Raw genomic sequence first — 22,982 nt, 5'->3', positions numbered from 1 at the left:
GTCGGCCCGCCGGCCTATCCGCCGAAACTTTCGACCAGCGATCCGGCAATCAGGTACCAGCCATCCACCATCACAAAGAAGATCAGCTTGAATGGCAGGGAAATGATGACCGGGGGCAGCATCATCATACCCATCGACATCAGAATGCTGGCGACCACCATGTCGATGATCAAGAACGGAATAAACAACAGGAAGCCGATTTCAAACGCCCGGCGCAATTCACTGATCATAAAGGCCGGGATCAACGAGCGCAGCGGGATGTCTTCAGGGGATGTGACCTCTTCGATGCCTGCCAGATTGACAAACAATTGCAGATCGCGTTCGCGAACCTGGGTCATCATGAAGTCATGTACGGGCTGAACCGAACGTTCAAAGCCTTCGAACTCGTCGATGTTGCCGTTGATCATCGGTTCCAGGCCTTCGTCCCAGACACGCTCAAGCGTTGGCATCATGATAAACAGTGTCAGGAACATCGCCAGACTGATCAGAACCTGATTTGGCGGGGACTGCTGAATGCCAAGGGCAGTTCTAAGCAGGCTGAGGACGACGATGATACGGGTAAAGGACGTCACCATCATCAGGATCGCTGGCGCGATGCTTAAGACCGTGATCAGACCGATCAACTGGATCAACCGACCTGAAGACGTCACTCCCGGCCCATCACCAAGGTCAAAATTGAATGACTGCGCCTGAACCGTATCGCCACCGGCCATAATCGCAATGAGTGGCAGCAACGACCAGATTGCGCACAGTGTTAACCAGCGCGGTGCCCGCCAGCCTGCTTTGGCCGGTTTCGCTTCAGAAGTGCATGATGGAGAAGACGTATCGCGGTTCATGCAGGCGCATTCCTGTCAATCTGCTCTGCCCCGGTTGTCGTTTCGGGGACGGTGTTCTTTTCGTGCGCACCTGTAAGCGGTGCGTTTTCAGCATCGACCGTCTGCTGATCAAGGATTTCGCTAAAGTGGGTGCCGATATTGCGTTCGACAACGATGTCGCCATTCGGACCCAGCATTACAAGATGTTCGGTATCATCGCGTTTGAGCAAAACCAGACGGCGTTTGGTATCGACAGGAACAACTTCAACAACGGCCAAGCGGCGTTTGACGCCACGGCGGTTGATGTTGCGTGCGCCCGGCACAAAGCGGCGTGCCAACAACGCAAACACGCCAATAATTCCCAGCACAAAAAGCAGGGCGGCAACAAACCGGAAATAGGCGCTTAGTTCCATCAGGTAGCTTCCCCGTCAACACCCTGTGACGATCAGTTCGCAGGCATGTCCCTGCATGTGTATTTCTGTTTAACGCGCCCGTCACGACCAAGCAAGGTACAACCAGGCAATGCACCCCGCACGTGGGGCGTCGCAATGACAGCTTTTACATCAGCGTCTTAAGCTGCCCGTCCTATTTGGTGCGTGCGGCCTGTGCGTAGGCATTTGTTGCCTGTGTCGTGCTGCTGATGCCGCGCAACTGGCGCTGGATGTCGCTATATTCCTGCTGCATCTTGGTTTCGAACTGACCAAGTTCGTCGGTGAGTGCCGCAAGCAGCGGGGCAATTTCATCGCGCTGGTCAGGGGCCATGGTGCGGGCCTGTTCGCACAGGTCGGCAATCTTGGTTTCGAGCGCGGAAAGCTCGACCACCTTGCCATCTTCAAGGTATCGCTGACCGGTCCGGATCAGGGACAGGACGCGCTTCAGGTCGTTCTTGAACTGATCGGGCTTGAATTGTTCTGGGCTCATGATGCGCCTTCCCCGTTTCGGTCAGTTGTTGGCGCAGATATGATCTGATCTTCGGGATCAGACTGACTGCGCGTCGAACCGCCATAAATGCGATTGATCCGATATATATAGTTCAAAATCTCGGCGACTGCTGCAAAAGCCTCCAGCGGAATTTCGCTTTCGACCTCAACAGCCATCAAAATTTCGGCAAGGTCACTGTCTTTGCGGACCTTGACGCCATTGGCAAAAGCAACTTGCAAGATCTGTTCCGCAACGCTGCCTTCGCCCTTGGCGCTTAGTGTCGGGGCATTGTCCTTGCCATGCTTATACCGAAGCGCAACCGCCTTTTGGTCGTGCGTACCCGGTGCGGCAAGATTTTCCGTCTTGCTTGCCGGGGTATCGGTAATGTCATAGGTGGGCTTTTTCCCGCTCATAAGGTCCTTCAATTCAGGACGGTTGCCTAGCCTGTTGTAGGGTCGTTACCCTGATCAGGGTCGACCATAGAACAAAGATGGTCAACAAATCGTTGTCGACGCAGGCATACTGAAAACAGCATTTAAATGAACAGGCCCAAGGCAGGCTTTGAAATTTAGAAGATGGCGGGAATGAGTGCGTGGCGAACCGTCAGACGCAGTCGCGTCTTAGTCGTTGTCAGGCTTGTCATCCGCGGTCGTTTCGGCGTCGGCACTGTCTTTTGCGGCACTGCTGGAACCACCAAGCTGGCGAATGATATCTTCGCTGACCGCTGCCGACCGGTTTTCTTCCTGAATGCGGTCATAAAGTTCACGGCGCAAGACTTGAACATCTTCGGGGAAGGTGAAGCCGAGTTTGACGGTCTTGCCACGGACCTCAACGACAGTGACTTCAATATTGTCATCAATGACAACGGAGTCGCCGACTTTTCGTGTGAGATAGAGCATGCAGTGTCCCGGTTTCGATAGGTAAATGACAATTAAATTGTCAGGCCAAGCCAATATGCCCGGTTTCAAACCCGCGGTCTAGTACCCGCGATCATTTGAATGAAACATGGGTGATATCAATATGCTTTTTAATTCTGGCACGCTTCATGCATTTCCATTTGCAGGATTTATCCGGGCGGTAAAATCGTCCGTCGGAAGAAACCGGGCCCGATAAGGGCGTGATGTTAACTTCGGCTTTACCCGCGCGCACAATACTCGTCGATGCGCAGACAAGGAGCAGGAAATGGATATCGGCAAACTTGGCATGTTCGCCAACATGAAAGAAAAGATGGACTGGCTGACACAGCGTCAGGAAGTCATCGCGCAGAATATTGCCAACTCCGATACGCCAAACTACCGTGCCAACGATCTCAAGGAATTCGACCCGAAAAATATCGGCCGCGACCGCCAGTTCATCCTTGCGATGGAAGCGACCACGCCAGGCCATAGTCAGGGTCTTAACAAACCGCAGAACTTCAAGGATGAGGAAGTGCGCAAGAACTACGAGGTCGCACCGGGCAAAAACGCCGTGATCCTTGAAGAACAGATGGTCAAGATGAACGAAAATCAGGTCGATTATCAGACCATGACGCGTTTGTACGCCAAGCAGAAATCAATGTTCATTTCGGCCCTTGGCCGTGCATAACCCGACGCTGGAGATTTAGATTATGGAACTATACAAAGCTTTTAAAATCTCAGCTGCGGGCATGCGTGCACAGGGGACCCGTCTTCGGATTGCAGCGGAAAACGTTGCCAACGCAGACAGCCTGCCGACCGCACCGAACCAGGATCCGTATCGCCGCAAGCTTTTGACTTTCAAGAATGTCATGGACCGCGAAGTCGGGGTCGAGATGGTCAAGGTCAATAAGGTGATGCCCGATCGTTCCGATTTTGGTATGAAGTACGAACCAAGCCATCCGGCGGCAAACGATCAGGGCTATGTTCAGACCCCGAATGTTGAGACGCTGGTTGAAATGATGGACATGCGCGAAGCACAGCGATCCTATGAGGCCAACCTCAATGTGATCCAGTCATCGCGCAGCATGTTGCTCAAGACCCTTGATATCCTGCAGTAGGCAATCGATATCAAAGGATAAGAACATCTTTAAGGATTGAGACCCATGGTCGGAAGCTTCAACGATGCCATTTCTGCCTACCGCAATGCGGCTGCGGGCAATACGAATACCGTTCGGGAAACCGTAACTGGCACCGGTGATGCTGTGAACCCGGGGGAAAGTTTTGCCGATGCAGTGCGCAGCGTGGCACATGATGCCCGCGACACCATGCAGGTCAGTGAAGAAATGACCCAAAAGGCCATCACTGGCGATGCTGAACTTCACGAAGTGGTCACCGCGGTGTCGGCAGCAGAAGTTACCCTGCGTACCGTGGTACAGGTCCGCGACAAGGCGGTTCAGGCCTATCAAAGTATTTTGAACATGCCGGTCTGATCGATTTTTGCCGACATCAATGCCAAAACCGCGCGATCCTTCGTGCGGTTTTTTTGTTCTTTGGCCGCACTGCATAAAGAACAATTTGATCAGAACTTTAGATCAGGCCCGAAAACAGGAAATCATGGCAAAGCCGGTTATGAATCCTGTATGAAGGACAAAGGAGCCCAAATGCGGTTCCGCACGACGAGACGGCGAAACAGGAAGACCCGATGGATCAAGCAGAAATCATGGACGTGGCCTATGATGCAGTGTGGACACTGCTGAAGGTAACCACACCCCTGATGTTGATTGCGCTGGGCGTTGGTCTGATCATTGCGCTGTTTCAGGCCTTAACGCAGATTCAGGAAATGACCCTGACCTTCGTGCCGAAAATTCTGGTCATCTTTATCGCACTTCTGGTTTTGCTGCCCTGGATGATGACCGAGATGATCGAATTCATGGGCCGCATGGTTGACCATTTCATCGGTTTGCCAAATTAGCGTCGATACCGGTGCGCAAAAGCATGGCTTTGTAAGGCAGTCGAAGACGATATGGATCTTCAAGAACTACTTACCCTGAATGTTTATGTCGTCCTGATGACTTTCGCCAGGGTGGGGTCGGCCTTTGCCTTTATGCCGGGGATCGGATCACGCGCCGTTCCGGCCCGGGCGCGCCTTTTGTTTGCCTTTTGGGTCGCGGTTGTGATTTCCCCGCTTGCCGGACCATTGTTCCCGCCACAGCCTGCCGATGCGCCGTCCTTGTTGGTGGCAATCGCCTATGAAATTACGGTTGGGCTGTTCTTTGCCCTGTTTGCACAGGTGATGATGGCGGGGTTGCAGACTGCCGGGTCAATTATTGCCTATTTGTCCTCGATGGCGAATGCCTTCACCGCAGATCCGCTTTCGGGTGCGCAAAGTGCGGTAACGGGGAACCTTCTGTTGCAGATCGGGCTTGTCTTGCTGTTTGCCACCGGGATGGATCATTTGATGATCCAGGCAGTGTTTGAAAGCTATACGCTGTTTCCGCCGGGCGGTGTGTTGCCCGTCGGCGATATGAGCGAATTTTTTGCCCGCGCGCTCAACGAAAGCTTCGTGATCGCAATGCAGATGTCTGCACCGTTTCTGGTGGTGGCGATTTGTTTGCAGATTGCGCTTGGCTTGCTCAACAAGCTGATGCCGCAATTGCCGGTGTTCTTTGTGGCGATGCCTGTGCAGATTGCGCTTGCGCTGGTATTGTTGACCTTGGCCCTGCCATCCATGATGATGGTTTATCTTGCATATTTCGAAAACGGGCTTGAGGCCTTTCTTAATCCGTAAGGCGCGATTTTGGGCGTAGTGATTCCCGCGACCGCCAAACATGGGTTTGCCAATGGCAGAAGAAGACGACAGCCAAAAGACAGAAGACCCCACAAGTAAAAAGCTTGAGGACGCGCGAAAAAAGGGTCAGGTGCCGGTTTCCAAGGAAGTCGGTAACTTCATGATCCTGTTTGGCGGTGGTCTTGTCATGACCATGCTTGGTCCTGCCATGGCCGAAGGCGTGCGTGATCTGGCTGTTGGCTTTATCCAGTATCCCCACAGGGTTGACGTCACCATGGCCGGTATCCCCGATCTGTTCGAGGATGTTATCCTTGGCATGTTGTCGGTGATGGGCATCCCGTTTGTGCTGTTGGTGTTTTTTGCTGCCGCCGGTCACATCGTGCAGAACGGGATCGTTGTTGCGGTTGACCGGATTGAACCCAAGCCTGAAAAGCTCAATCCGCTTAAGGGGCTCAAGAACCTGTTTTCAATGAAAAGCATGGTAGAGTTCGCCAAGAACGTCAGCAAGATCATCCTTGTAGGTGTGGTTCTTGGTCTGGTGATTGTGCCTGAACTGGTTGATGTCGAACTCTATCCGCAATTGTCACTCGGCCTGACGCTGGAACGTCTTTACGACATGATCCTGATCTTGCTAATCGCGACGATTTCACTGACTGCTGTGATCGCCGGGCTCGACTTTGCCTATCAAAGGTACGAGTTCAATCAACAGATGAAAATGTCCAAGCAGGAAATCAAGGACGAATTCAAACAGACCGAAGGTAGTCCGGAAATCAAGGCCAAGGTGCGCCAGATCAGGATGGAACGCGCCCAGCAGCGCATGATGTCAAATGTGCCAAAGGCCGATGTGGTGATCACCAACCCGACGCACTTTGCCGTCGCGCTGGAATACGATATCGATTCCATGGGCGCGCCGATGTGTATTGCCAAGGGGCAGGATAATGTCGCGCTTAAAATCCGTGAGGTCGCCGAAGAACACGACATCACCATCATGGAAAATCCGCCGGTCGCCCGTGCCCTGTTTGCGACGGTCGAAATTGATCAGGAAATCCCGCCCGAACACTACAAGGCCGTTGCCGAGATCATCTCGTTTGTCTTCCGCCAAAAAGGCAAGAAGCTCGGATAGGGTGGATTTGGCGCAACCAATTCGCCATTGGAAACTTGTCGGTAGCCAGTTGGGCGATAAGCAGCTAAAAGTATAGACTATATTGTTAAGTTATTGTCGTTAAAGGCGGTCGCGTGCTGTTTCGGGGGCTCATCCTTACTGTAAGTGTCGCATTTGTTGCGTTTGTATTTGTCCTGATGGATGTTCTGGCAAAGGCAGGTCTTGATGCGCGCCTGATGTGGATTATCGGTGCAATGGTCACCGGTGTTGCGGTGGTTGCGGTTGCGTCACTGTCACTTTCGGCAAAGCTGCGCAACGGCGGGCATGATGCGCTGGCACCGTTGATTGCCGGGTTTGCCAAATCCGATATTGGTGTTGCCCTGATCGATGCCTATGGCCGCACGATCTATGCCAATCCGGCCTTCTCACATAAACTCGGTATTGAGCCCGGTTCGGACATGCTGTCTGCGCTGGAGGCGCGCCTGTCTTTTCTGGGGATTGGCGGTGACGAACTTGCCGAACTGCGCACGCGCGCCATGCGCGGTGACGGGGGGCAATTGTTTGTCGATTTGTCGCGTTCGGAAAAGTTCGAAGATGCAAAAAACGTACCCGATGATCGCTCAGACTCGGATGACGTGACGACGGATATGGCCGTTGCGGACGAAGACAGCAAAGCCCCTGCAGAAGCCCCATCAAGATCAAGCAGTGTTTGTCTGCGCATTTCCGTGACAGCGGCAAATGCGCGTGCGGGCCAGATGCTTTGGACCGTGGATGGTGTTGATGCCGCTGTTATGGCCGATGGTGCCTCGTCATTGTTGTTGCCCGATGAAAGCCCACAGTCCGGCTTTGCCCTGGCCGCGCCGCACGCATCTGACATGGCGGCCAATCTTCCGGTCGCACAGGCCGCAGGCGGGTTTGAACATGCCGATCAGATGATTGAACGTCTGCCGGTCGGGGTGTGTGGTCTGGATGAAGAAGGTCGTATTCTTTATCTCAATCGGCGCTTGGCAAGCTGGCTTGGCGGGGAGCCCGAAGAATTTAACGATGGCACGGTCGAACTTGCCGATCTGATTGTGGGCGATGGCGTCAATGGCGAGGTCAAATTCAAGGTTGCCGGTGGGGAACCCATTCGTTGCTTTGTGACCCATTCAATCAATGCGCCGGGCACAGGGCCTGTGCGCAGCCAGGCCGTGATCTTCCCTGATCCGATGCCTGCCCACGAATGGGAACATGCGCTGGCTGAAACCGAACGCCGGGTGCGGTGGTTCTTTGATGAAAGTCCGCTGTCGATCGTTTTGGCCGATATGTCGGGCACAGTGACCGATGCCAACCGGTCCTTCATCGTTACTGCGGGGCAGACCCATGACAAGGTTGTCGGGCGCTCGATCCTTGAGCTGATTGTCCCGGAAGACCGCGACGAAGTGGCGCGTTATCTGTCCAAGGCCGTCATGGGCATGGGCAAAGGTGGTCAGATCGAAGCCCGCCTTGCCGGTGCACGGGGCGTTGCCGCACAAATTTATCTGCAACGGGTTGCCGGCAGGTCAGGTGAAGCCGGTGCCTTGCTTCTGAACTTCCTTGATACGACCGAACAGAAGAACCTTGAGGAACAATTTGCCCAGTCCCAGAAAATGCAGGCTGTTGGTCAGCTTGCCGGTGGGGTGGCGCATGATTTCAACAATCTTCTGACGGCGATGATTGGCTTCTGTGACCTTTTGCTGTCGCGCCATGGGCCGGGTGATCCGAGCTTTGCTGACATCATGCAGATCAAACAGAACGCCAACCGTGCTGCCAACCTTGTCCGGCAGCTTTTGGCGTTCTCACGCCGTCAGACCTTGCAGCCGAAAATCATCAATATCACCGATGCACTTGCGGAAATGTCGAACCTTCTGCGCCGCCTGATCGGCGAGAAGATCGATCTTAAGGTGACGCATGGGCGTGATGTTGGTCTGGTCAAGGTCGATCCGGGCCAGCTTGATCAGGTGATCATTAACCTTGTCGTTAATGCCCGTGATGCCATGGCAGGCGAAGGTGGCACGCTGACGGTGCAGACCAGCACAGAAATCATTGATGAGCCGACCGCAACAGGAACCGAAGTGATCCCGCCCGGCGATTATATCGGCATCATGGTGACCGATACCGGCATCGGCATTCCCAAGGATAATCTGACCCGTATCTTTGAGCCGTTCTTTTCGACCAAACAACGTGGCGAGGGGACAGGTCTTGGTCTGTCGACCGTTTATGGCATCGTCAAACAGACCGGTGGCTTCATCGCGGTTAACAGCGAAGAGGGCAAAGGCACGACCTTTACCATCTATCTGCCGCGCTATGAGGCGTCTGAAGAAGAGCTTGCCGAAACCCAGGCCGTGATTGAGGAAACTCCGTCACGCGATCTGACCGGGACCGGCGCGATCCTTCTGGTCGAGGATGAGGACGCGGTACGGACATTCGGTGCAAGGGCACTGCGCAGCAAGGGCTATGACGTGCTTGAAGCCAATAATGGCGACAACGCGCTTGAGGTGCTCAATAACACCGACAAGACAATTGATCTGGTGATTTCGGACGTGGTGATGCCGGGCATTGATGGCCCGACCCTGATCCGCATGCTGCGCGAACAAAAGCCGGAACTGAAAGTCATCTTTATTTCAGGCTACGCCGAAGATACCTATCGCGACGAGCTTGACGAAGAAAACGGCGTGCACTTCCTGCCCAAGCCGTTCTCACTCAAGGATCTGGCGACCAAGGTCAAAGAGGTTCTGTAACAGCGCAGATTTGCAATGCACGCAAGCCCCGAGTGAGCGACTTGCGCCTTCTGCATTGTCTAGCTCGCAAAATCAGGGACAGCTTGCGGTATGAGACAGGATGTCTCGACTTCTCCAATATAGGTCTTTTCGACATAGGGAGATGTCATGCTGCGCAAGAGTGCTGAATAGTCTGGCAAGAAAGTGATTTCCGACCCAACCTGCGCTTGATTGGTGCCGGTGTTGAGAAGAAGGTGGTCGCTGCTGCCTCCAAGAACTTTAATGCCGTCTGGCGGGCATAGGCCAGATGGATCAACGTCCTGCTGCCCGATGGCAAGAATGGCTTGGAAAACGTCGCCAACGTCTTGTGCAATAGGCGGTGTGCCAAATGTGGTTTGGGCGATTGTGCCCCACGGTTTTGACGGTTTTGTTTTGCTTTCGATGACCTCGGCGGTCAAACGGACTGCATCGACGTGAAGGCCATGGATAGGTTTGCGGTGCAGGGGATCACACCCCAGTAATACTGCCTCCCCCAGTCGCAGATTGTTGATCCGGCGAGTGTTTCCGCCCGAGAACACCCAGTCGAGATTGCTGGAATTGCCCCCAGACACGATAGACATAGGATGGATGGCAGTATCTGCAGTGCCGTCTATACGGTTTGCCAAAGCAGATAGCTTTCCCATCTTGTCATTATCAGGGGATATACCGTTTCTACAGGCAAGGTTTGCACCAAGGCCCATGAAGGTGATGTTTGGCAAACCCGATAAGATATGAATGGTTTTCCCAACGTCGCAAGGCATAAGCCCCTCGCGCAGGTCTCCGAGTTCGACCATAAGGATGATGCCTGCGCGTAGTAGCACCTTTGCCAGTTGCGGCGCACCGCAACAGGCTTTAGTAACCCCGGTAACAGAAATACCATGCGCCTTCAGGCGTGTGACCAATGTCTTTGCATTGTAAAAAATCTTGTCGAGATCAATCTCAATTCTCGGCGAACTCATTGAGCGCTGAGGGACAGCTTCCTTTGTAGTGCAGGAAACGAAGACAAGATCATTTGAGCAAGTTCTTCGACAGGACGGACAAGCGCATCTGTCACAGGAATACCAAGTTGTTCCTGATAGTACAGGATGCTGTTGGAAATCTCGTTGTCGGTCATGTTCTCATGATTGATGGTCAGTCCGATGACTTTGGTGTCTGAAAACGCCTCTATCAGGCTGATTTCCGATTTCGGTTCTGGCATTGGCATTTGATCAAAATCGCAACGATGTTTGCGCTTTGGGGCGTGTTGCAAAATAACGCCGTCCGGCACACTGCCGCGCAAAATAAAGGCCGAGGTACAAAAGGCCGGATGGCTCAATGCACCCTGTCCTTCGACAATAATGATGTCAGGATCTTCGCCATTGAAGGCATCGATAATGGTTGCTTCGAGTTCGCCACAGCAAAACTGTGACGGCACGGCATCAAGGGCGACACCATATCGCGACCCCTGCATGATGCCGATCTGGCCAGTCGGTATCATGACAGCATTGATACCGCGTGCAATCAAGGTATGGGTCAAGATGCTTGCCGTTGTGCGTTTGCCAATCGCGCAGTCAGTGCCAAGAACCGCAATCCGGGGGCAGGTAACCTTATTGATATTGCCGGTGAATAAACGCAGATCGTTTTTCGGGCGTGGTTTTCGGATATCGATGATTTCAACATTTTGGGCGCGGGCTGCGGCGACGAATTCGGGGTCATCATTTAGAAATTCATGAAGCCCATTGACGACATTCATCCCATTTTTCAACGCACCAAGAACAATTTGACGTTCTGCGGTGGACAGCATCCCTGTTGCAGGTGCCATGCCATAGATAAAATAGTCAGGTGTTGACTGATGGCTTGCAAGTGCTGCGTCCAGGTCTCGGAAAATAGGGATTGTGTTCGAGTGTCCATCAAGAATTTCACCGGCATCGCGGCCTGCGTGTGTGCTATCGATAACCGACATAATTTCGTATTTTTCGGAATGACGCACCAGGCCGTTTGCTGTCTTCCCATCGGGCAAACCAAAGTTGCCTTCGCAATAAATAAGCGCTGTCGGCGTGTGAAGGTCTTTTGAGCGCGGGCTTCTGCGATCAGAAGGTGTCGCGATGGAAGAACTGACAGGTAAATGGATGATGTTTTCGGCTTTTGATGAAGTGGGCAATGTGGTGGTCATATAGGTTTCCGTGACTGAACATTGGTACGCCGTCGCGGCATGGATTTTCCTGCCTCGTCGTCTTTTGCGTGGTCATGCAAAGGCCAATATTAATGAAGTTTGAATTTGCGGAGTGCCCGCTGGTAAGCGCGTCGCGATGTATCAATGCACCGCAAAAGCTTTTTAACCGTCGGGTTGTTGGATTAAGCTGAACGAGAAGAATGCACAGGACATCAAGTTATTGTCTGTGATTTGTTAGAATTTTGCGGTAGACGCAAAAAAATAATGGATCAGAAAATCCATCATGCGCCTGTTTATATAAATATACAATTTAATATTTATTGTATTTATTTATAAATCAATCACGACTATTGAAATATATAACGTATTATTCGATTAATATAATGTTTTTATTGTGATTAATTTGTTGATTGTGATGGGTTTGGCATTACGTATCGCTGGATATAAAAGTGATATTTGTTTCGACGAGACCAGAGGATCCAGTCATGATCAACTTAGTGAAGGACGATTCCTCCTTTTTAAGCTCTTGGTAAATGACCTTGCGAGCAAGGTTAAGGAAGTTCTCTAAACGGCGAGAAGCAGCGGCTTGGGCTGAACGGATGCGGTTTACCCCGCCAGATAAAATATCGATCCGCCATAAAGCGTAAGCATCGCGACACTTTCCCAGCCGATATTGCCAATGCCGCGTCGTTCGCGGTTGAGCATGCCCAACAGCAAAACCCCACTCATCAGAATGACCAGCGCGATGGTAAACAGGTGCTGGTTGGTAAACGCCGCATAGATGGATCCTTCGCGATAGGCAAAGTCGGATGCGGCCAGAAACAGCACATCAAAGGCATTGCCGCCGATGATGTCGCCAACAGCCAGATTGACTGCCCCCATACGCACAGCGGCAATGGCCGAAACAAATTCCGGGAAGGATGTGGATATCGCCGTCAGGAAGGTGCCGACAGCGGTTTCACTGATGCCGGTCTTATCAACAATTGCCAGACCGGCTTGACCAATCACATGACCGGCAAGTGCGGTTAAAAGGGCAAAGGCAAGAAATTCAGTCCAAAGACGGGTGCTGGTTTCCGGGTGGTGGTCCTGTGCATCCTGTTTGGCGTCTTCTTGGGTCAGGTCGGTTTTCTTGGGATGCCACATCGGTTCATCACGAATTTCCGACAGTAAGCTTAGACCAAACCCGTAAATCACAAACAACAGGATGGAAGCCGGGTGAATGTGAAAGATCATCCATTCCGGCCCGGCATAGGCCAGTATCGGCACGGAAAGCATACTGACAAGCAAGGTGGTCTGGGCCAAACCCGTTGCACTGGCTGCGGCATGTTCAAGATTACCTTTGCGATAGACCAGATCGGCAATTGCCAGAAACGTCGTCTGGGCTGCAATCCCGCCAAGCGCATTGCCAATGGCAAGGTCGGTATGCCCTTGCCACGCGGTGGTCACGGATAAAACACTGCCCGGAAGGCTGGTTGACATGCCAACAAACAGGGCACCTGCGATGATTTGTCCCATGCCGGTGCGTTCGGCAAGCTTGACCGCAATGCCGGCCAGCCGCGTTCCGGCAACGCCAATCACCAGCGTACAAATGGCAAAGATAACAAAGATCAGGCCAAGAGACTGATCAGCGAGGTGAAAGGGCATAAAGGGTGTTCCACGATCAAAGGGGTATGGGGTCCGGTCCCGGATGTTGGCGTTTGGCGCAACACGCTTTGATAATGTAACTGATGAGCGGCATGGTTGTTCCCCAAGGGCCCGTGCAAAGCCAATGCGCGGTGGTCATGGAAGCTTGGCATGATAGGCAAGATCAAGTGTTTGCAACGCCTTGCAATATTTTCCCTATGACGGCGGCAAATGCTGGTCAACTGCCTGTTCTGAGCCTAAGCTCTGTGCCAAACAGATCGGGACAAGGTCTGGGAAATACGGTCTATCGGTTTGCTTAGGGGGTGCTAAGGCGTGGCCGGTAGATGGGGTTGGGGCGGAATAATTAAAAAACAAATACCGTCGCAGGGGAATTGAATGGCTTTCAGGTCTCAGATGAAAACTGTGCGCAATTGTGTCACGGTCATCATTATTGTTTTGGCCATTTTCCTGTCTTTGCAGCTACTACCAAGCGCGCAGGCAAATACCGGGAACGATGATTGTTTGCGGATCGCCTTTCCCGAGGCATCAAAGGATTCAATTCCATTTGATATGTACCGCGCAGTCATGCACGGGGCAGGTGTATGTGTCGATCCGGTGCGCATGCCCAATGCCAGGGCAATTCGTTCAATTCCCTCTGGCGATATCGATGGTGTTTTCGCAGGCCTCGACATCTTTGCTGAGCAAGTTGGTGTTCCTGTCGTGCGCGGGGTACAGGTGGGAAACCCGGATGGGCTGCTTGTTGTCCCGGAGGGGACCGTTACCACGCTCAAAGACCTTACCAGCGAAAGAATTGGTGTTTGGCTTGGGGTAACCTGGTCTGAACAGATGCTTAGGGACTACCCCCATTTGGTGGAGTGTCCGGGTGGGCCGCCAATGATGATTGATATGCTTGAACACGGCCGTGTCGACGGATTGCTGATCAACAGTTCCTCGTTGCAGCTGGTTGGCGGTGTGCCGGACGGTTATACATCCATTCGGGTCAGGAAACTGATCGTGCATAGCTGGTTGGATGCTGAACATGCCGACGTGTTGGCGCAGTTCAATGCAGGCACCACGGAATTCCTCCGCAAGATCAGGTCACGGCGTAAAAACGCGCCCTGTCGCCAGATTGACCGCACTGCTTGCGAATAAAATCAGATATGGCGCCAGTGTGCGGTGCGACATGATTTTGCAAACCCCAAATCATTTCATTGGCTTAGTCTGCAGTATAAAATGCTGCACTATGACTAAGGGTTATCTGCTGCCGCCCCCGGTTTTGCTTGCGCTTGCCACGGCCCCGTCGCTGACCTTATAGTTCTGCCTTCGCGGCAAAACGCCGTGCAAAAAGACGTAAAAAGATGACCTGACCGCAACAAATGACGGCGGGCATTGATAAATGCAAAGCAGCCCATCCTGCAAACGACCGGGTTTGAGGCTGCCTTGGGGGTGGTAAATGTTATTTCGCAAACAAAATGCGATTGTACGTTCGTGCGTGTTTGCTGTCATTTTTCTGACAGCGCTTTTCCTGTCATTTGAATTATTGCCAACGGCAAAGGCGAATGAAGACATCTGTTTGAAAATCGCCTTGCCGGAGATGGCCGATCATGTGCGTTCTGGCGAACTCTATCGTGCGGCAATGGCCAAGGCAGGGCTGTGTGTGCAACCGGTTTGGTTGCCCAACAAGCGCACGAAAATCTCGTTAAAACGAGGTGAGATTGACGGTGTGTTTTCCAGTGTGGACAGCATCCGCACGACTGCGGGCATCCCGCTTGTCACGGGTGGCGTTGTCGTCGGGCGTCCCAAAAGCGTCCTGATTACAGCAGACCAAACCGTAAATGCCTTAAGCGATCTCAAGAATCAGGAAATTGGTGTCTGGCTTGGCGATGACTGGGGCATGGAAGAACTGACTGGCCATGCCGAGATCGTTACAGTCCCCGGTGGGGCGAACATGATGCTTCGGATGTTGCGTATGGGCCGTCTGGATGGTCTGTTGATTGATGATTTCTCGCTTAATCAGTCTGACGGCGTCCCGGATGGATATCGCATGATCGAGCTTGAGACACTCACGACCTATAGCTGGCTTCGCAAAGAGTTTGAACCGCTGTTGCCGCAGTTCAATCGCGGGACTTATATTTTCCGTGCCGAACGAGACGATCTTTTTGAAATCAAATCATAAGATTTTCGAACCACGCCGAACCGCGTTGGTTGCAAGGACAGGAAAAGGGGCCCGGGTCCGGGCACCTTTTCTTGTTGGTCAAGCTGCAATGTCTTCGTCCGTAGGGCCGAAAAATTCGTAATGGATACGTTCAGAACGCACACCACGTGACCCGAGTGCTGCGACCATCCCGCGCAGAAACGGTTTGGGGCCGCACAGAAAGACATCCGCATTGCCAAGCGGCGTGTTTTCGGCCAACCAGTCCGGGGAAATATAACCGTCCTGATCATGGGTTTTGCCGCAAACATCCTGGGGTGTGGGGTTGCTGTAAAAAGTCATGACCGACATTTTGCCGTGTTGGCGGGCGATGGTGCGAACATGTTTATCCATGGCATGGGTGCTGCTGTTGAGCGCACCATGGACATAATGCACTTCGATATCCGGGTAATGCGCGCCGATGGTTTCGACCATGCTGACCATCGGTGTCAGGCCAACACCGGCCGATAGCAAAACAACAGGGCGCTCTGGTTCATCAGGCAGGAAAAAGTCACCAGCAGGCGGGGTAAGTTGAATGATATCGCCAAGCTGTGCCTCTTCATGCAAGAAGCGTGAGCCGCCAAGACCATTGGCTTCAAGTTTTACCGAAATCCGATATTGATCGTTGTTCGGTGCACAGGAAATTGAATAGTTACGCTTGATCGTGCGACCATCGCCAAGCTTCAGGCGCAGCGTAAGATACTGACCCGGTCTGTGGGCCAGAACCGGCATGCCGTCAACCGGCGACAGGGTGAATGACGTGATAACATCGCTTTCGCGCTGTTTGCCAGAAATTGCAAAGTTGCGCCATCCGTTCCAGCCACCCTTGCGGCTTTCAAGGTCGTTGCGGATATTGGCTTCCCGGTCGATCAGGATATTGGCAAGGAACCAGTAGGCCTCACCCCATGCTTGAAGAATTTCGTCATTTACGGCATCTCCCAGAACATCGGCAATTGCGCCAATGAGGGCACGGACGACATAGTCGTAATGCTCTGGCAGGATGTGATAGCCGATATGTTTGTGCGCGATCCGTTCGACCACAGGAACCAGCGCATCAAGATTGTCGATATTGCGCGCATAGGCAAGGATCGCCGTAGCAAGGGCATGAACCTGTGATCCGTTTTCACCCTGATTGGAATGGTTGAACAGGGCACGGATGTGCGCATCACGAAACAGTTTTTCGTACATTACTGTGGTGATGTCCGTCCCGCGTGCAGAAAGTGCAGGCACTGTCGATTTGACCAGTTCGATGGTGCGCGGTGAAAGGGGCTTTGACATGGCTAATGTCTCCTTGAAGTCGTGGTGAAGCAACGGGGAAGGGTTCCGGCACTCCAATGCGCGCCGGGGAGGGAGGAGTTGCAACAGGGTGGCAAGAGGGGGCGTGAGGGGCGTTTTCAATCAGCGCAAACTGTATTGGCAGCCGTGACCTATCCCGGTGGGGCGTCCGGGGATGCATCGACAACATTGTGCGGGCAGGGGGTGACCGTTGCCTCCCCGTGGGACGGTTCATACATCACGGTTTTCAGCCGTTCGGCAATTCGGTGCGCCTTGGTTTGCATGATGCTGGCGATATCAGGGGGCAGAAGTTCATCTGTGGTTCGGGCCCAGATTGCAAGCCAGCTGTCAAACATGGTCGGGGTGATGAGATCGCCATGAAGGGCATGCATGGCAAGCGGATTACCCTTGTAACGCCCGGATGCAAGCATCAGGGATGACCAGAAGTCCTCGAGCCGCGTCAGGTGTTCATCCCAGTCATCGACGATCCGGTTAAAGACCGGACCAATTTCGGGATCCTTGCGCACGCGTCCATAAAAAACAGACAGCAGGGTCGTGATTTGTTCTGGGTCAAGATCATTGGCGTGGGTCATGGCAGCCTCTTAATAAGCATCTAAAATGCGTATATTAATTAAAACATGCATTGTAAATACTTATTTTAAGACGGTTTTGTTTCTGCTGGAAATGTTGGGGTTAATTCATTGATTTTAAGATGGTTTTTCTGTGTTCATGCCAAGAAGAAGGTCAAAAAGACCGCTTTGCCGCTTCAAAACATCTGCCAGTGTGAACTGATCAAGGGTCTTGAAAAACGACTCTTCGGCGTCTTTCAGAATACTTGCAAGACCACAGGCCGGGGATAAACGACAGTCGCCGCCATCCTCGCGCATGCATTCCACCAGCGATGACTGACTTTCAAGCTTGCGCACAAGCGTGCCAACGTAAATATCCTCGGGCCGCTTGGCCAGGGTGATGCCCCCCGAACGTCCCCGGATGGTTTCGATATATCCCTCAGTCGCCAGCCATTGTGTGACCTTGGCCAAATGATTGTATTTGGCGTCATGGATTGCGGCAATTTCGCGGGTCGACATCAAGCGCCCGTTGGCAACCGCCAGGTGCATCGTGACCCGCAAGGCATAGTCTGTGAAACGTGAAAGCTGCATGATGCTATTCTACACACCAAAATGTGCATTTGGAATGCAAATATTACCGTGTTTATCCATCACACGGTGAAGCAGCCATCGCGAACATAAATTCGGGTATTTAACGCAATTGTCAGTACTCCGTTCCGGAAGATGACTTCGGGTACCCAAGCGTGAATGAGTGAACCTGAGAACTGTCAGTGTGCGGCTCGCTGTGGCCAGCTATTTTTCATTAATGGTGCGGAAATAACTTGTTGTAAAAATTTCTTCTTGGGTTCCTATCATTCCGTATAAGTGTTTATAAAGGAGTGATAAAAAAACAGCACATCAGAACGCGTAGATATGACAATTCGCACCCCTGAGTGCATTCTTGCAGCATCATATTTTCGCCCGGGTAGTAAAAAGGAAATACCAGAGTGAGAGATATTTGATGAAGCTATTCTTTGGAATAGTCTTGTGGTTTCTGTATGTGATGATGCCGGGCCAGGCAACAAAGGCTGAGGAATGTTTGCGCTTCGGTGCTCCGGATGACGTGACAGGTCGAAATGCCGGTCAAATGTTCATGCTGGTGATGGCATATCACGACATATGCGCTTCGATAAAATATTTGCCGAACAAACGGTCGACAGAAACCCTCCTGAGCGGAGGAATAGACGGGGAAATTTTGCGGATTGCGCAATACAATCCGGGTAAGGACGGCGATTTTATCCGTATTCCGACTGCAATCGGCGGAACGCAACGGCTCCTTATCAGCCGTCATGATGACATCAGGACCCTTGCTGATTTAAAAGATACCAGTCTGGGCATCTTGCTTGGCGCAATATGGCACAACCAGTTTTCAAAGAATGTTACCAACCGGGTTCGATTGCCCAGTTTCGATGTCATGGTTGCCATGCTGTTGAATGAACGGCTTGATGCTATCCTGATGGATGGCGCCACTTTCAATTTATATGAAAGCCAGATACCGCCAGAATTTGTGCATGAGCAAGGTATCGAGAAATTTTATATGTGGATTAGCCGCGAAAAATCCGGCCAATTGTCTTCACTAGATCAGGCCGTTGCGGCCTATCATCGGAACGGACCGCAATTTTACATTAATGCAATGCAGCAATAGGCGTGGCAGCATAACCGCAATATTGTGAAGGTGTATCCTAACACGTCACCCTTGCGGGCCTGAAAGCGAATTTGATTGAGTGTCCTCGATCAAATCATCGCGGCCTCGATGGGTGATGTCGATGGGGGCTGTCTGATCGCGTTTGGCGTGTACCCGGCCAAAGAAATCCGACAGGGTTTTGGCAACATCTTCGGGGCGGGTGACCTGATGAAGTGTAAAGCTGTGCCCGAGGCGGTCGGTGATATGCAGATCGCCATAGTCAAAAATATTGCCAACGACACTTTTGCTGATCTTTGTAGATTTGATGGCTTCAAACCCACGGTCATCCTGATCTTTGCGCAGGACGCCACTGCGCGTCACGATCCGGTTGTTGGTGATCACCCGTTCAAAGAAAAACAGATCGCGAATGGCGGTGAGTGGCAGCAGAATGCTGTCCATCGCTGCCTGGGTTGAGACCCCAAGAGCACGGCGCATGATTTTCCACACAATCATGATGCCCGCCAGGATCAGACCGATCAGGGCAAAGGAAAAGACGAACTGATAGTCTTCCCAAATCTGATCAAGGGCGGCAAACGCTTCGGGGCCGGTCAGAAGGCTTTTGAATTCCGGCATCAGAAAATCATAGATTTCGCGCCAGTGATACGATGCGTAGATCAGGACCGCGATCCAGATGATTTTGATCAGTCCGGGGATCAGAACCGACACCGGTGAAATCGGCAAATCCATGATCACCACTTCGCCGTCCTGAAGATGACGACGAATGCCCTTGAACGGTTTTCCGGTGCTGTCGTCCTGCTGCGCCTTGCTCATCATTGTATCCTTGGTGGGATGTTTTCATGAACATACGGTGCGCAGGAAAAATCGCAATTGCAAACACCAGCAAAATCACGCTTATGGATAACCGGTTGTGCCCCGCGACCAATCCGGTGAAAAACCGGCAATAGAACAAAACTCGGAAACGCGCCCCATGATCCCTTTGTTTGGCGAAGCTGCCGCCTTTACCGCTGCGCTCTGTTGGGCGACATCAAGCATGATCTTTTCCAATATCGGTGGAAAGGCTGGCGCGCAAACAGTCAATCGCGGGCGGCTGGCCTGTTCGATTGTGTGTTTGACAGTTCTGCACTGGATTCTTGAAGGGCATCCTTGGCCAAGCAGTGTTAGCTGGGAACAGATGGGCTGGTTGTCGTTGTCATCCATTCTGGGGCTTGTGATCGGCGATGCCATGCTGTTTCAGGCCTTCGTCATGATTGGCGCGCGGCTGTCGATGTTGTTGATGTCGACAGTCCCGATCATGGGGGCACTTCTGGCCTGGCTTTTGTTTGGTGAAACCCTGCGCCCGATTGAAATCACTGGCATTGCCTGTGGGGTCGGCGGTGTTCTTTTGGTCATTCTGGGCAAAAAGGGCCGTCCGCTGGGGCTCGGCGGGCGTCAGTATGTTGTCGGGATTCTGTTTGGTTTTGGTGGGGCGGTTGGGCAGGTTGCCAATCTGATTACGGCGAAATATGCATTGATTGATGGCTATTCCGCGCTGTCGGCGACCTGGATCAGAACGCTGGTTGCAGTTTTGGCGATGTGGGGTGTTGCTTTGGTTCTGGGCCGTGTTCGACGGACTGTTACCGCATGCATTGCTCCCGATGTGGGCAAATGGTTGTTTCTGGGCGCTTTGATCGGGCCAGCCGTGGGGGTGTGGCTTTCGATGTTGGCCGTGCAGAATGCCAACGTCGGCATTGCATCGACGCTGATGGCTTTGCCGCCGGTTTTGCTGATTGTCTATGAAGGGGCCGTTTTGCGCAAACCTGTCGGTTGGCAGGCGGTCGCGGGAACCTGTCTGGCCTTTGCCGGGGTGGCCCTGTTGTTTGCCAATTAGGATGAAAACGCTCAACTGCCTCTTTTGACTTTAGCGTCAATCGGATAGAGTTTGCCCAACGCCGCACAAGAAGATCAGGACAGCGCCATGACCCGTATAACCGTATCCATTGAAGATGACTTGATGGAGGCCTTTGACGCCTTTCTCGACAGTCGCGGTTATACCAACCGGTCAGAAGGGTTTCGGGATCTGATCCGTGAAAAGCTTCAGAATACCAAGCTTGAAGAAAATGCCGATGGTGTGGGCATTGCGGTGCTGAACTATGTTTATGATCATGAAGAACGCATGCTGGCATCACGTTTGATGAGCACCCAGCACGAACATCACAACCTGACCGTCTCGACCGTGCATTTCCACATTGATCATGACACCTGTCTTGAAAGTGTGACGCTGCGTGGCAAGCTTTCGGAAATTCGGGCGTTTGCCGACAAGGTTCTGGCCCAGCCGGGGGTGCGTCACGGGCAGCTTTATTCTGTTCCCGGCGAGTTGCATGTTGAATCCCATCCTCACGGGGATGATCCGCATGGACAGGCCCACAAGCACGAGCACCTGAAAATCACAACGTGATGATACCTGCGTCATACCCGGTTGCGGTGGGCAGCTCATTGGATTTGACCGGATATGTTACAGATGTAAACGGGATTGTGGATTTAAAACAGGTGTCGGGAGGGTGCCGTTCAATTTACCTTGCGGCGGCTCTCAAAACCGCAAAGCCCTTGATAGCATCACCTCCCATCCCCTGAAGGATACGCGTTGGGACGCGATAGATTTACCATACACATTGTCGGGCCAAGCACCATGTGCAGGCGGTCCATATAAATATGCAATACGTCCAAAATTCCGCATTCAACTGATCTTGATGCACATGCCCTTTGGCGTGATCAGCATGGCCGTACAGCCTGATTGTAAAATCGGGTGCATGGACTGCGGTGCCAGGGGATTTTTCACCGAAGGTTGCCAAACGCATTTTACGCGCTTGGAGATGAGAACAAACTTGCAACATCTGAAATTCTATGAGATTGTTCGCATTATGTTCTCATTTGTGTTGTCAAAAAGAACGCAGGTGCAGTCTGCGGCAACAGGCAAGACATTCTAGCGGTGGCGTTCCGCATCTAGGTCCGGGGAACCGCCTGCGTTGCATCCGACCCGGCCCTGTGGAATAAGAGAGTTCGAGCAATGATTCAGACCGCGCTGCATTTGGTGGATAAGGATACTATGGATAAGCAGAAGGCACTCGAAGCCGCCCTTGGGCAGATCGAACGGGCATTTGGCAAAGGTTCGATTATGAAGCTGGGTCAGCGGGAAAGCGCCGTTGATATCTCCGCAATTTCAACCGGTTCGCTTGGTCTTGATATCGGGCTTGGCATCGGTGGTCTGCCACGGGGCCGTATTGTTGAAATTTATGGTCCGGAAAGTTCGGGTAAAACCACATTGGCCCTGCACACGGTCGCCGAAGCCCAGAAGCTTGGCGGGACTTGCGCATTTGTCGATGCGGAACATGCGCTTGATCCGGGATATGCCCGCAAACTGGGCGTAAATACCGACGATCTTCTGATTTCGCAGCCCGATGCCGGTGAACAGGCGCTTGAAATCGCCGATACGCTGGTGCGTTCTGGCGCGATTGATGTTCTGGTTGTCGATTCGGTCGCGGCCCTTGTGCCGCGTGCCGAACTTGAAGGTGAAATGGGCGACACCCATGTCGGTCTGCAGGCGCGTTTGATGAGTCAGGCGCTGCGCAAGCTGACCAGTTCGGTCTCGCGGTCGAACTGCATGGTGATCTTCATCAACCAGATCCGTATGAAGATCGGCGTGATGTTTGGCAGCCCGGAAACCACCACCGGTGGTAACGCGCTTAAATTCTATGCTTCTGTCCGTCTTGATATTCGCCGTATCGGCCAGATCAAGGACCGTGACGAGGTCGTTGGCAACCAGACGCGTGTGAAGGTCGTCAAGAACAAGATGGCACCGCCCTTCAAGCAGGTCGAATTCGACATCATGTATGGCGAAGGTGTCTCCAAGATGGGGGAAATCCTCGATCTTGGCGTGAAGGCGGGCATCGTTGAAAAATCAGGATCGTGGTTCTCTTACAACTCGACCCGGATCGGTCAGGGCCGTGAAAACGCCAAGAATTTTTTGCGCGAAAATCCGGAAATGACCCACGAGATCGAAACCAGCATCCGCGAAAGTGCCGGTCTGATCGCCGAGGCCATGACCAATATGAACGAAGACAATCCGGTGAATGACGACGCATAGGTCAGACCGGACCAAATCAACAGAACGGGCGCCTTGTGCGCCCGTTTTTTCATGTCTGCGCATTGCCTG

At 52.6% G+C, this 22,982-nt stretch carries 25 protein-coding genes; 13 read left to right on the top strand and 12 right to left on the bottom strand.

Translation table 11 applies throughout. The features are described from left to right. Positions 1-14: 14 nt before the first annotated feature. From fliP to csrA, 5 genes are all read right to left on the bottom strand, one after another. Complete coding sequence (gene fliP / locus JF44_RS0110590; protein WP_202901502.1) at positions 15-836, bottom strand: flagellar type III secretion system pore protein FliP; 822 nt, start codon at positions 834-836, stop codon at positions 15-17. After that, positions 833-1,228 carry a FliO/MopB family protein gene (locus tag JF44_RS0110585; protein ID WP_033068906.1) on the bottom strand — a complete coding sequence of 132 codons (396 nt, stop codon included), beginning with the start codon at positions 1,226-1,228 and terminating at the stop codon, positions 833-835. Before JF44_RS0110585 ends, fliP begins: the two co-directional genes overlap by 4 nt. A gap of 172 nt (positions 1,229-1,400) precedes the next feature. Continuing rightward, positions 1,401-1,736: a hypothetical protein gene (locus tag JF44_RS0110580; RefSeq protein ID WP_033068905.1), complete on the bottom strand. Its 336-nt coding sequence runs from the start codon at positions 1,734-1,736 to the stop codon at positions 1,401-1,403. Further along, entirely contained in the window at positions 1,733-2,149 is a 417-nt protein-coding gene (locus tag JF44_RS0110575; protein ID WP_033068904.1) for an EscU/YscU/HrcU family type III secretion system export apparatus switch protein, read from the bottom strand. Before JF44_RS0110575 ends, JF44_RS0110580 begins: the two co-directional genes overlap by 4 nt. A gap of 207 nt (positions 2,150-2,356) precedes the next feature. Then, complete coding sequence (gene csrA / locus JF44_RS0110570) at positions 2,357-2,635, bottom strand: carbon storage regulator CsrA (protein WP_033068903.1); 279 nt, start codon at positions 2,633-2,635, stop codon at positions 2,357-2,359. Positions 2,636-2,918: 283 nt separating this feature from the next. On the opposite strand from csrA, the gene JF44_RS0110565 reads away from it, so the two are divergent. The 7 genes from JF44_RS0110565 to JF44_RS0110535 all read left to right on the top strand — a co-directional run bounded on the left by JF44_RS0110565 (position 2,919) and on the right by JF44_RS0110535 (position 9,281). After that, entirely contained in the window at positions 2,919-3,320 is a 402-nt protein-coding gene (locus JF44_RS0110565; protein ID WP_033068902.1) for a flagellar basal body protein, read from the top strand. Between the two features lie 22 nt (positions 3,321-3,342). Continuing rightward, positions 3,343-3,750: a flagellar basal body rod protein FlgC gene (gene flgC, locus JF44_RS0110560; protein WP_033068901.1), complete on the top strand. Its 408-nt coding sequence runs from the start codon at positions 3,343-3,345 to the stop codon at positions 3,748-3,750. Positions 3,751-3,795: 45 nt separating this feature from the next. Continuing rightward, positions 3,796-4,122 carry a flagellar hook-basal body complex protein FliE gene (gene fliE / locus JF44_RS0110555; protein ID WP_033068900.1) on the top strand — a complete coding sequence of 109 codons (327 nt, stop codon included), beginning with the start codon at positions 3,796-3,798 and terminating at the stop codon, positions 4,120-4,122. Between the two features lie 212 nt (positions 4,123-4,334). Further along, positions 4,335-4,604, top strand: a complete 270-nt coding sequence (gene fliQ, locus JF44_RS0110550; protein WP_033068899.1) for a flagellar biosynthesis protein FliQ — start codon at positions 4,335-4,337, stop codon at positions 4,602-4,604. Between the two features lie 51 nt (positions 4,605-4,655). Further along, a complete protein-coding gene (fliR, locus tag JF44_RS0110545) occupies positions 4,656-5,420 on the top strand; it encodes a flagellar biosynthetic protein FliR (RefSeq protein WP_033068898.1) in 765 nt (254 codons plus the stop codon). Positions 5,421-5,472: 52 nt separating this feature from the next. Next, on the top strand, positions 5,473-6,543 hold the full coding sequence (gene flhB / locus JF44_RS0110540) for a flagellar biosynthesis protein FlhB (RefSeq protein ID WP_033068990.1): 1,071 nt from the start codon (positions 5,473-5,475) through the stop codon (positions 6,541-6,543). 113 nt (positions 6,544-6,656) lie between these two features. Next, positions 6,657-9,281 (top strand): hybrid sensor histidine kinase/response regulator, encoded by a 2,625-nt coding sequence (locus JF44_RS0110535; protein WP_033068897.1) that lies wholly within the window; start codon positions 6,657-6,659, stop codon positions 9,279-9,281. A 59-nt stretch (positions 9,282-9,340) separates the two neighbouring features. On the opposite strand, the gene JF44_RS0110530 is transcribed toward JF44_RS0110535, so the two are convergent. From JF44_RS0110530 to JF44_RS0110520, 3 genes are all read right to left on the bottom strand, one after another. Then, the gene (locus JF44_RS0110530; protein WP_202901501.1) at positions 9,341-10,201 is read right to left on the bottom strand and encodes a type III PLP-dependent enzyme domain-containing protein; all 861 of its coding nucleotides are present in this window, start codon (positions 10,199-10,201) and stop codon (positions 9,341-9,343) included. 53 nt (positions 10,202-10,254) lie between these two features. Next, positions 10,255-11,451 (bottom strand): N-acetyltransferase DgcN family protein, encoded by a 1,197-nt coding sequence (locus JF44_RS0110525; protein WP_052065722.1) that lies wholly within the window; start codon positions 11,449-11,451, stop codon positions 10,255-10,257. A gap of 606 nt (positions 11,452-12,057) precedes the next feature. Then, positions 12,058-13,095: a sodium:calcium antiporter gene (locus JF44_RS0110520; protein ID WP_033068895.1), complete on the bottom strand. Its 1,038-nt coding sequence runs from the start codon at positions 13,093-13,095 to the stop codon at positions 12,058-12,060. A gap of 375 nt (positions 13,096-13,470) precedes the next feature. Here JF44_RS0110520 and JF44_RS0110515 point away from each other — a divergent pair, with 375 nt between their 5' ends. Together JF44_RS0110515 and JF44_RS0110510 are read left to right on the top strand one after the other, a co-directional pair. Further along, entirely contained in the window at positions 13,471-14,226 is a 756-nt protein-coding gene (locus tag JF44_RS0110515) for a substrate-binding periplasmic protein (RefSeq protein WP_156111656.1), read from the top strand. Between the two features lie 301 nt (positions 14,227-14,527). Continuing rightward, complete coding sequence (locus JF44_RS0110510; RefSeq protein WP_033068893.1) at positions 14,528-15,250, top strand: type 2 periplasmic-binding domain-containing protein; 723 nt, start codon at positions 14,528-14,530, stop codon at positions 15,248-15,250. A 78-nt stretch (positions 15,251-15,328) separates the two neighbouring features. Here JF44_RS0110510 and hmpA read toward each other — a convergent pair whose 3' ends face one another. From hmpA to JF44_RS0110495, 3 genes are all read right to left on the bottom strand, one after another. Continuing rightward, entirely contained in the window at positions 15,329-16,543 is a 1,215-nt protein-coding gene (gene hmpA / locus JF44_RS0110505; protein ID WP_033068892.1) for an NO-inducible flavohemoprotein, read from the bottom strand. Between the two features lie 149 nt (positions 16,544-16,692). Further along, positions 16,693-17,133: a group III truncated hemoglobin gene (locus tag JF44_RS0110500; RefSeq protein ID WP_202901500.1), complete on the bottom strand. Its 441-nt coding sequence runs from the start codon at positions 17,131-17,133 to the stop codon at positions 16,693-16,695. Between the two features lie 114 nt (positions 17,134-17,247). Then, on the bottom strand, positions 17,248-17,700 hold the full coding sequence (locus tag JF44_RS0110495; protein WP_033068891.1) for an RrF2 family transcriptional regulator: 453 nt from the start codon (positions 17,698-17,700) through the stop codon (positions 17,248-17,250). 409 nt (positions 17,701-18,109) lie between these two features. On the opposite strand from JF44_RS0110495, the gene JF44_RS0110490 reads away from it, so the two are divergent. Beyond that, positions 18,110-18,793 (top strand): type 2 periplasmic-binding domain-containing protein, encoded by a 684-nt coding sequence (locus tag JF44_RS0110490; protein ID WP_156111655.1) that lies wholly within the window; start codon positions 18,110-18,112, stop codon positions 18,791-18,793. Positions 18,794-18,838: 45 nt separating this feature from the next. Here JF44_RS0110490 and JF44_RS0110485 read toward each other — a convergent pair whose 3' ends face one another. Then, complete coding sequence (locus JF44_RS0110485) at positions 18,839-19,603, bottom strand: PH domain-containing protein (RefSeq protein WP_033068889.1); 765 nt, start codon at positions 19,601-19,603, stop codon at positions 18,839-18,841. 157 nt (positions 19,604-19,760) lie between these two features. On the opposite strand from JF44_RS0110485, the gene JF44_RS0110480 reads away from it, so the two are divergent. The 3 genes from JF44_RS0110480 (at position 19,761) to recA (ending at position 22,913) form a co-directional block, all read left to right on the top strand. Beyond that, positions 19,761-20,660: a DMT family transporter gene (locus tag JF44_RS0110480; protein WP_033068987.1), complete on the top strand. Its 900-nt coding sequence runs from the start codon at positions 19,761-19,763 to the stop codon at positions 20,658-20,660. Positions 20,661-20,747: 87 nt separating this feature from the next. Beyond that, entirely contained in the window at positions 20,748-21,227 is a 480-nt protein-coding gene (nikR, locus tag JF44_RS0110475) for a nickel-responsive transcriptional regulator NikR (protein ID WP_033068986.1), read from the top strand. Positions 21,228-21,836: 609 nt separating this feature from the next. Beyond that, on the top strand, positions 21,837-22,913 hold the full coding sequence (recA, locus tag JF44_RS0110465) for a recombinase RecA (protein ID WP_033068887.1): 1,077 nt from the start codon (positions 21,837-21,839) through the stop codon (positions 22,911-22,913). The last annotated feature ends 69 nt before the right edge of the window (positions 22,914-22,982 follow it).

Source organism: Thalassospira australica (genome assembly GCF_000763295.1).
GTDB lineage: Bacteria > Pseudomonadota > Alphaproteobacteria > Rhodospirillales > Thalassospiraceae > Thalassospira > Thalassospira australica.
This window is presented reverse-complemented; position numbering and strand designations above follow the sequence as displayed.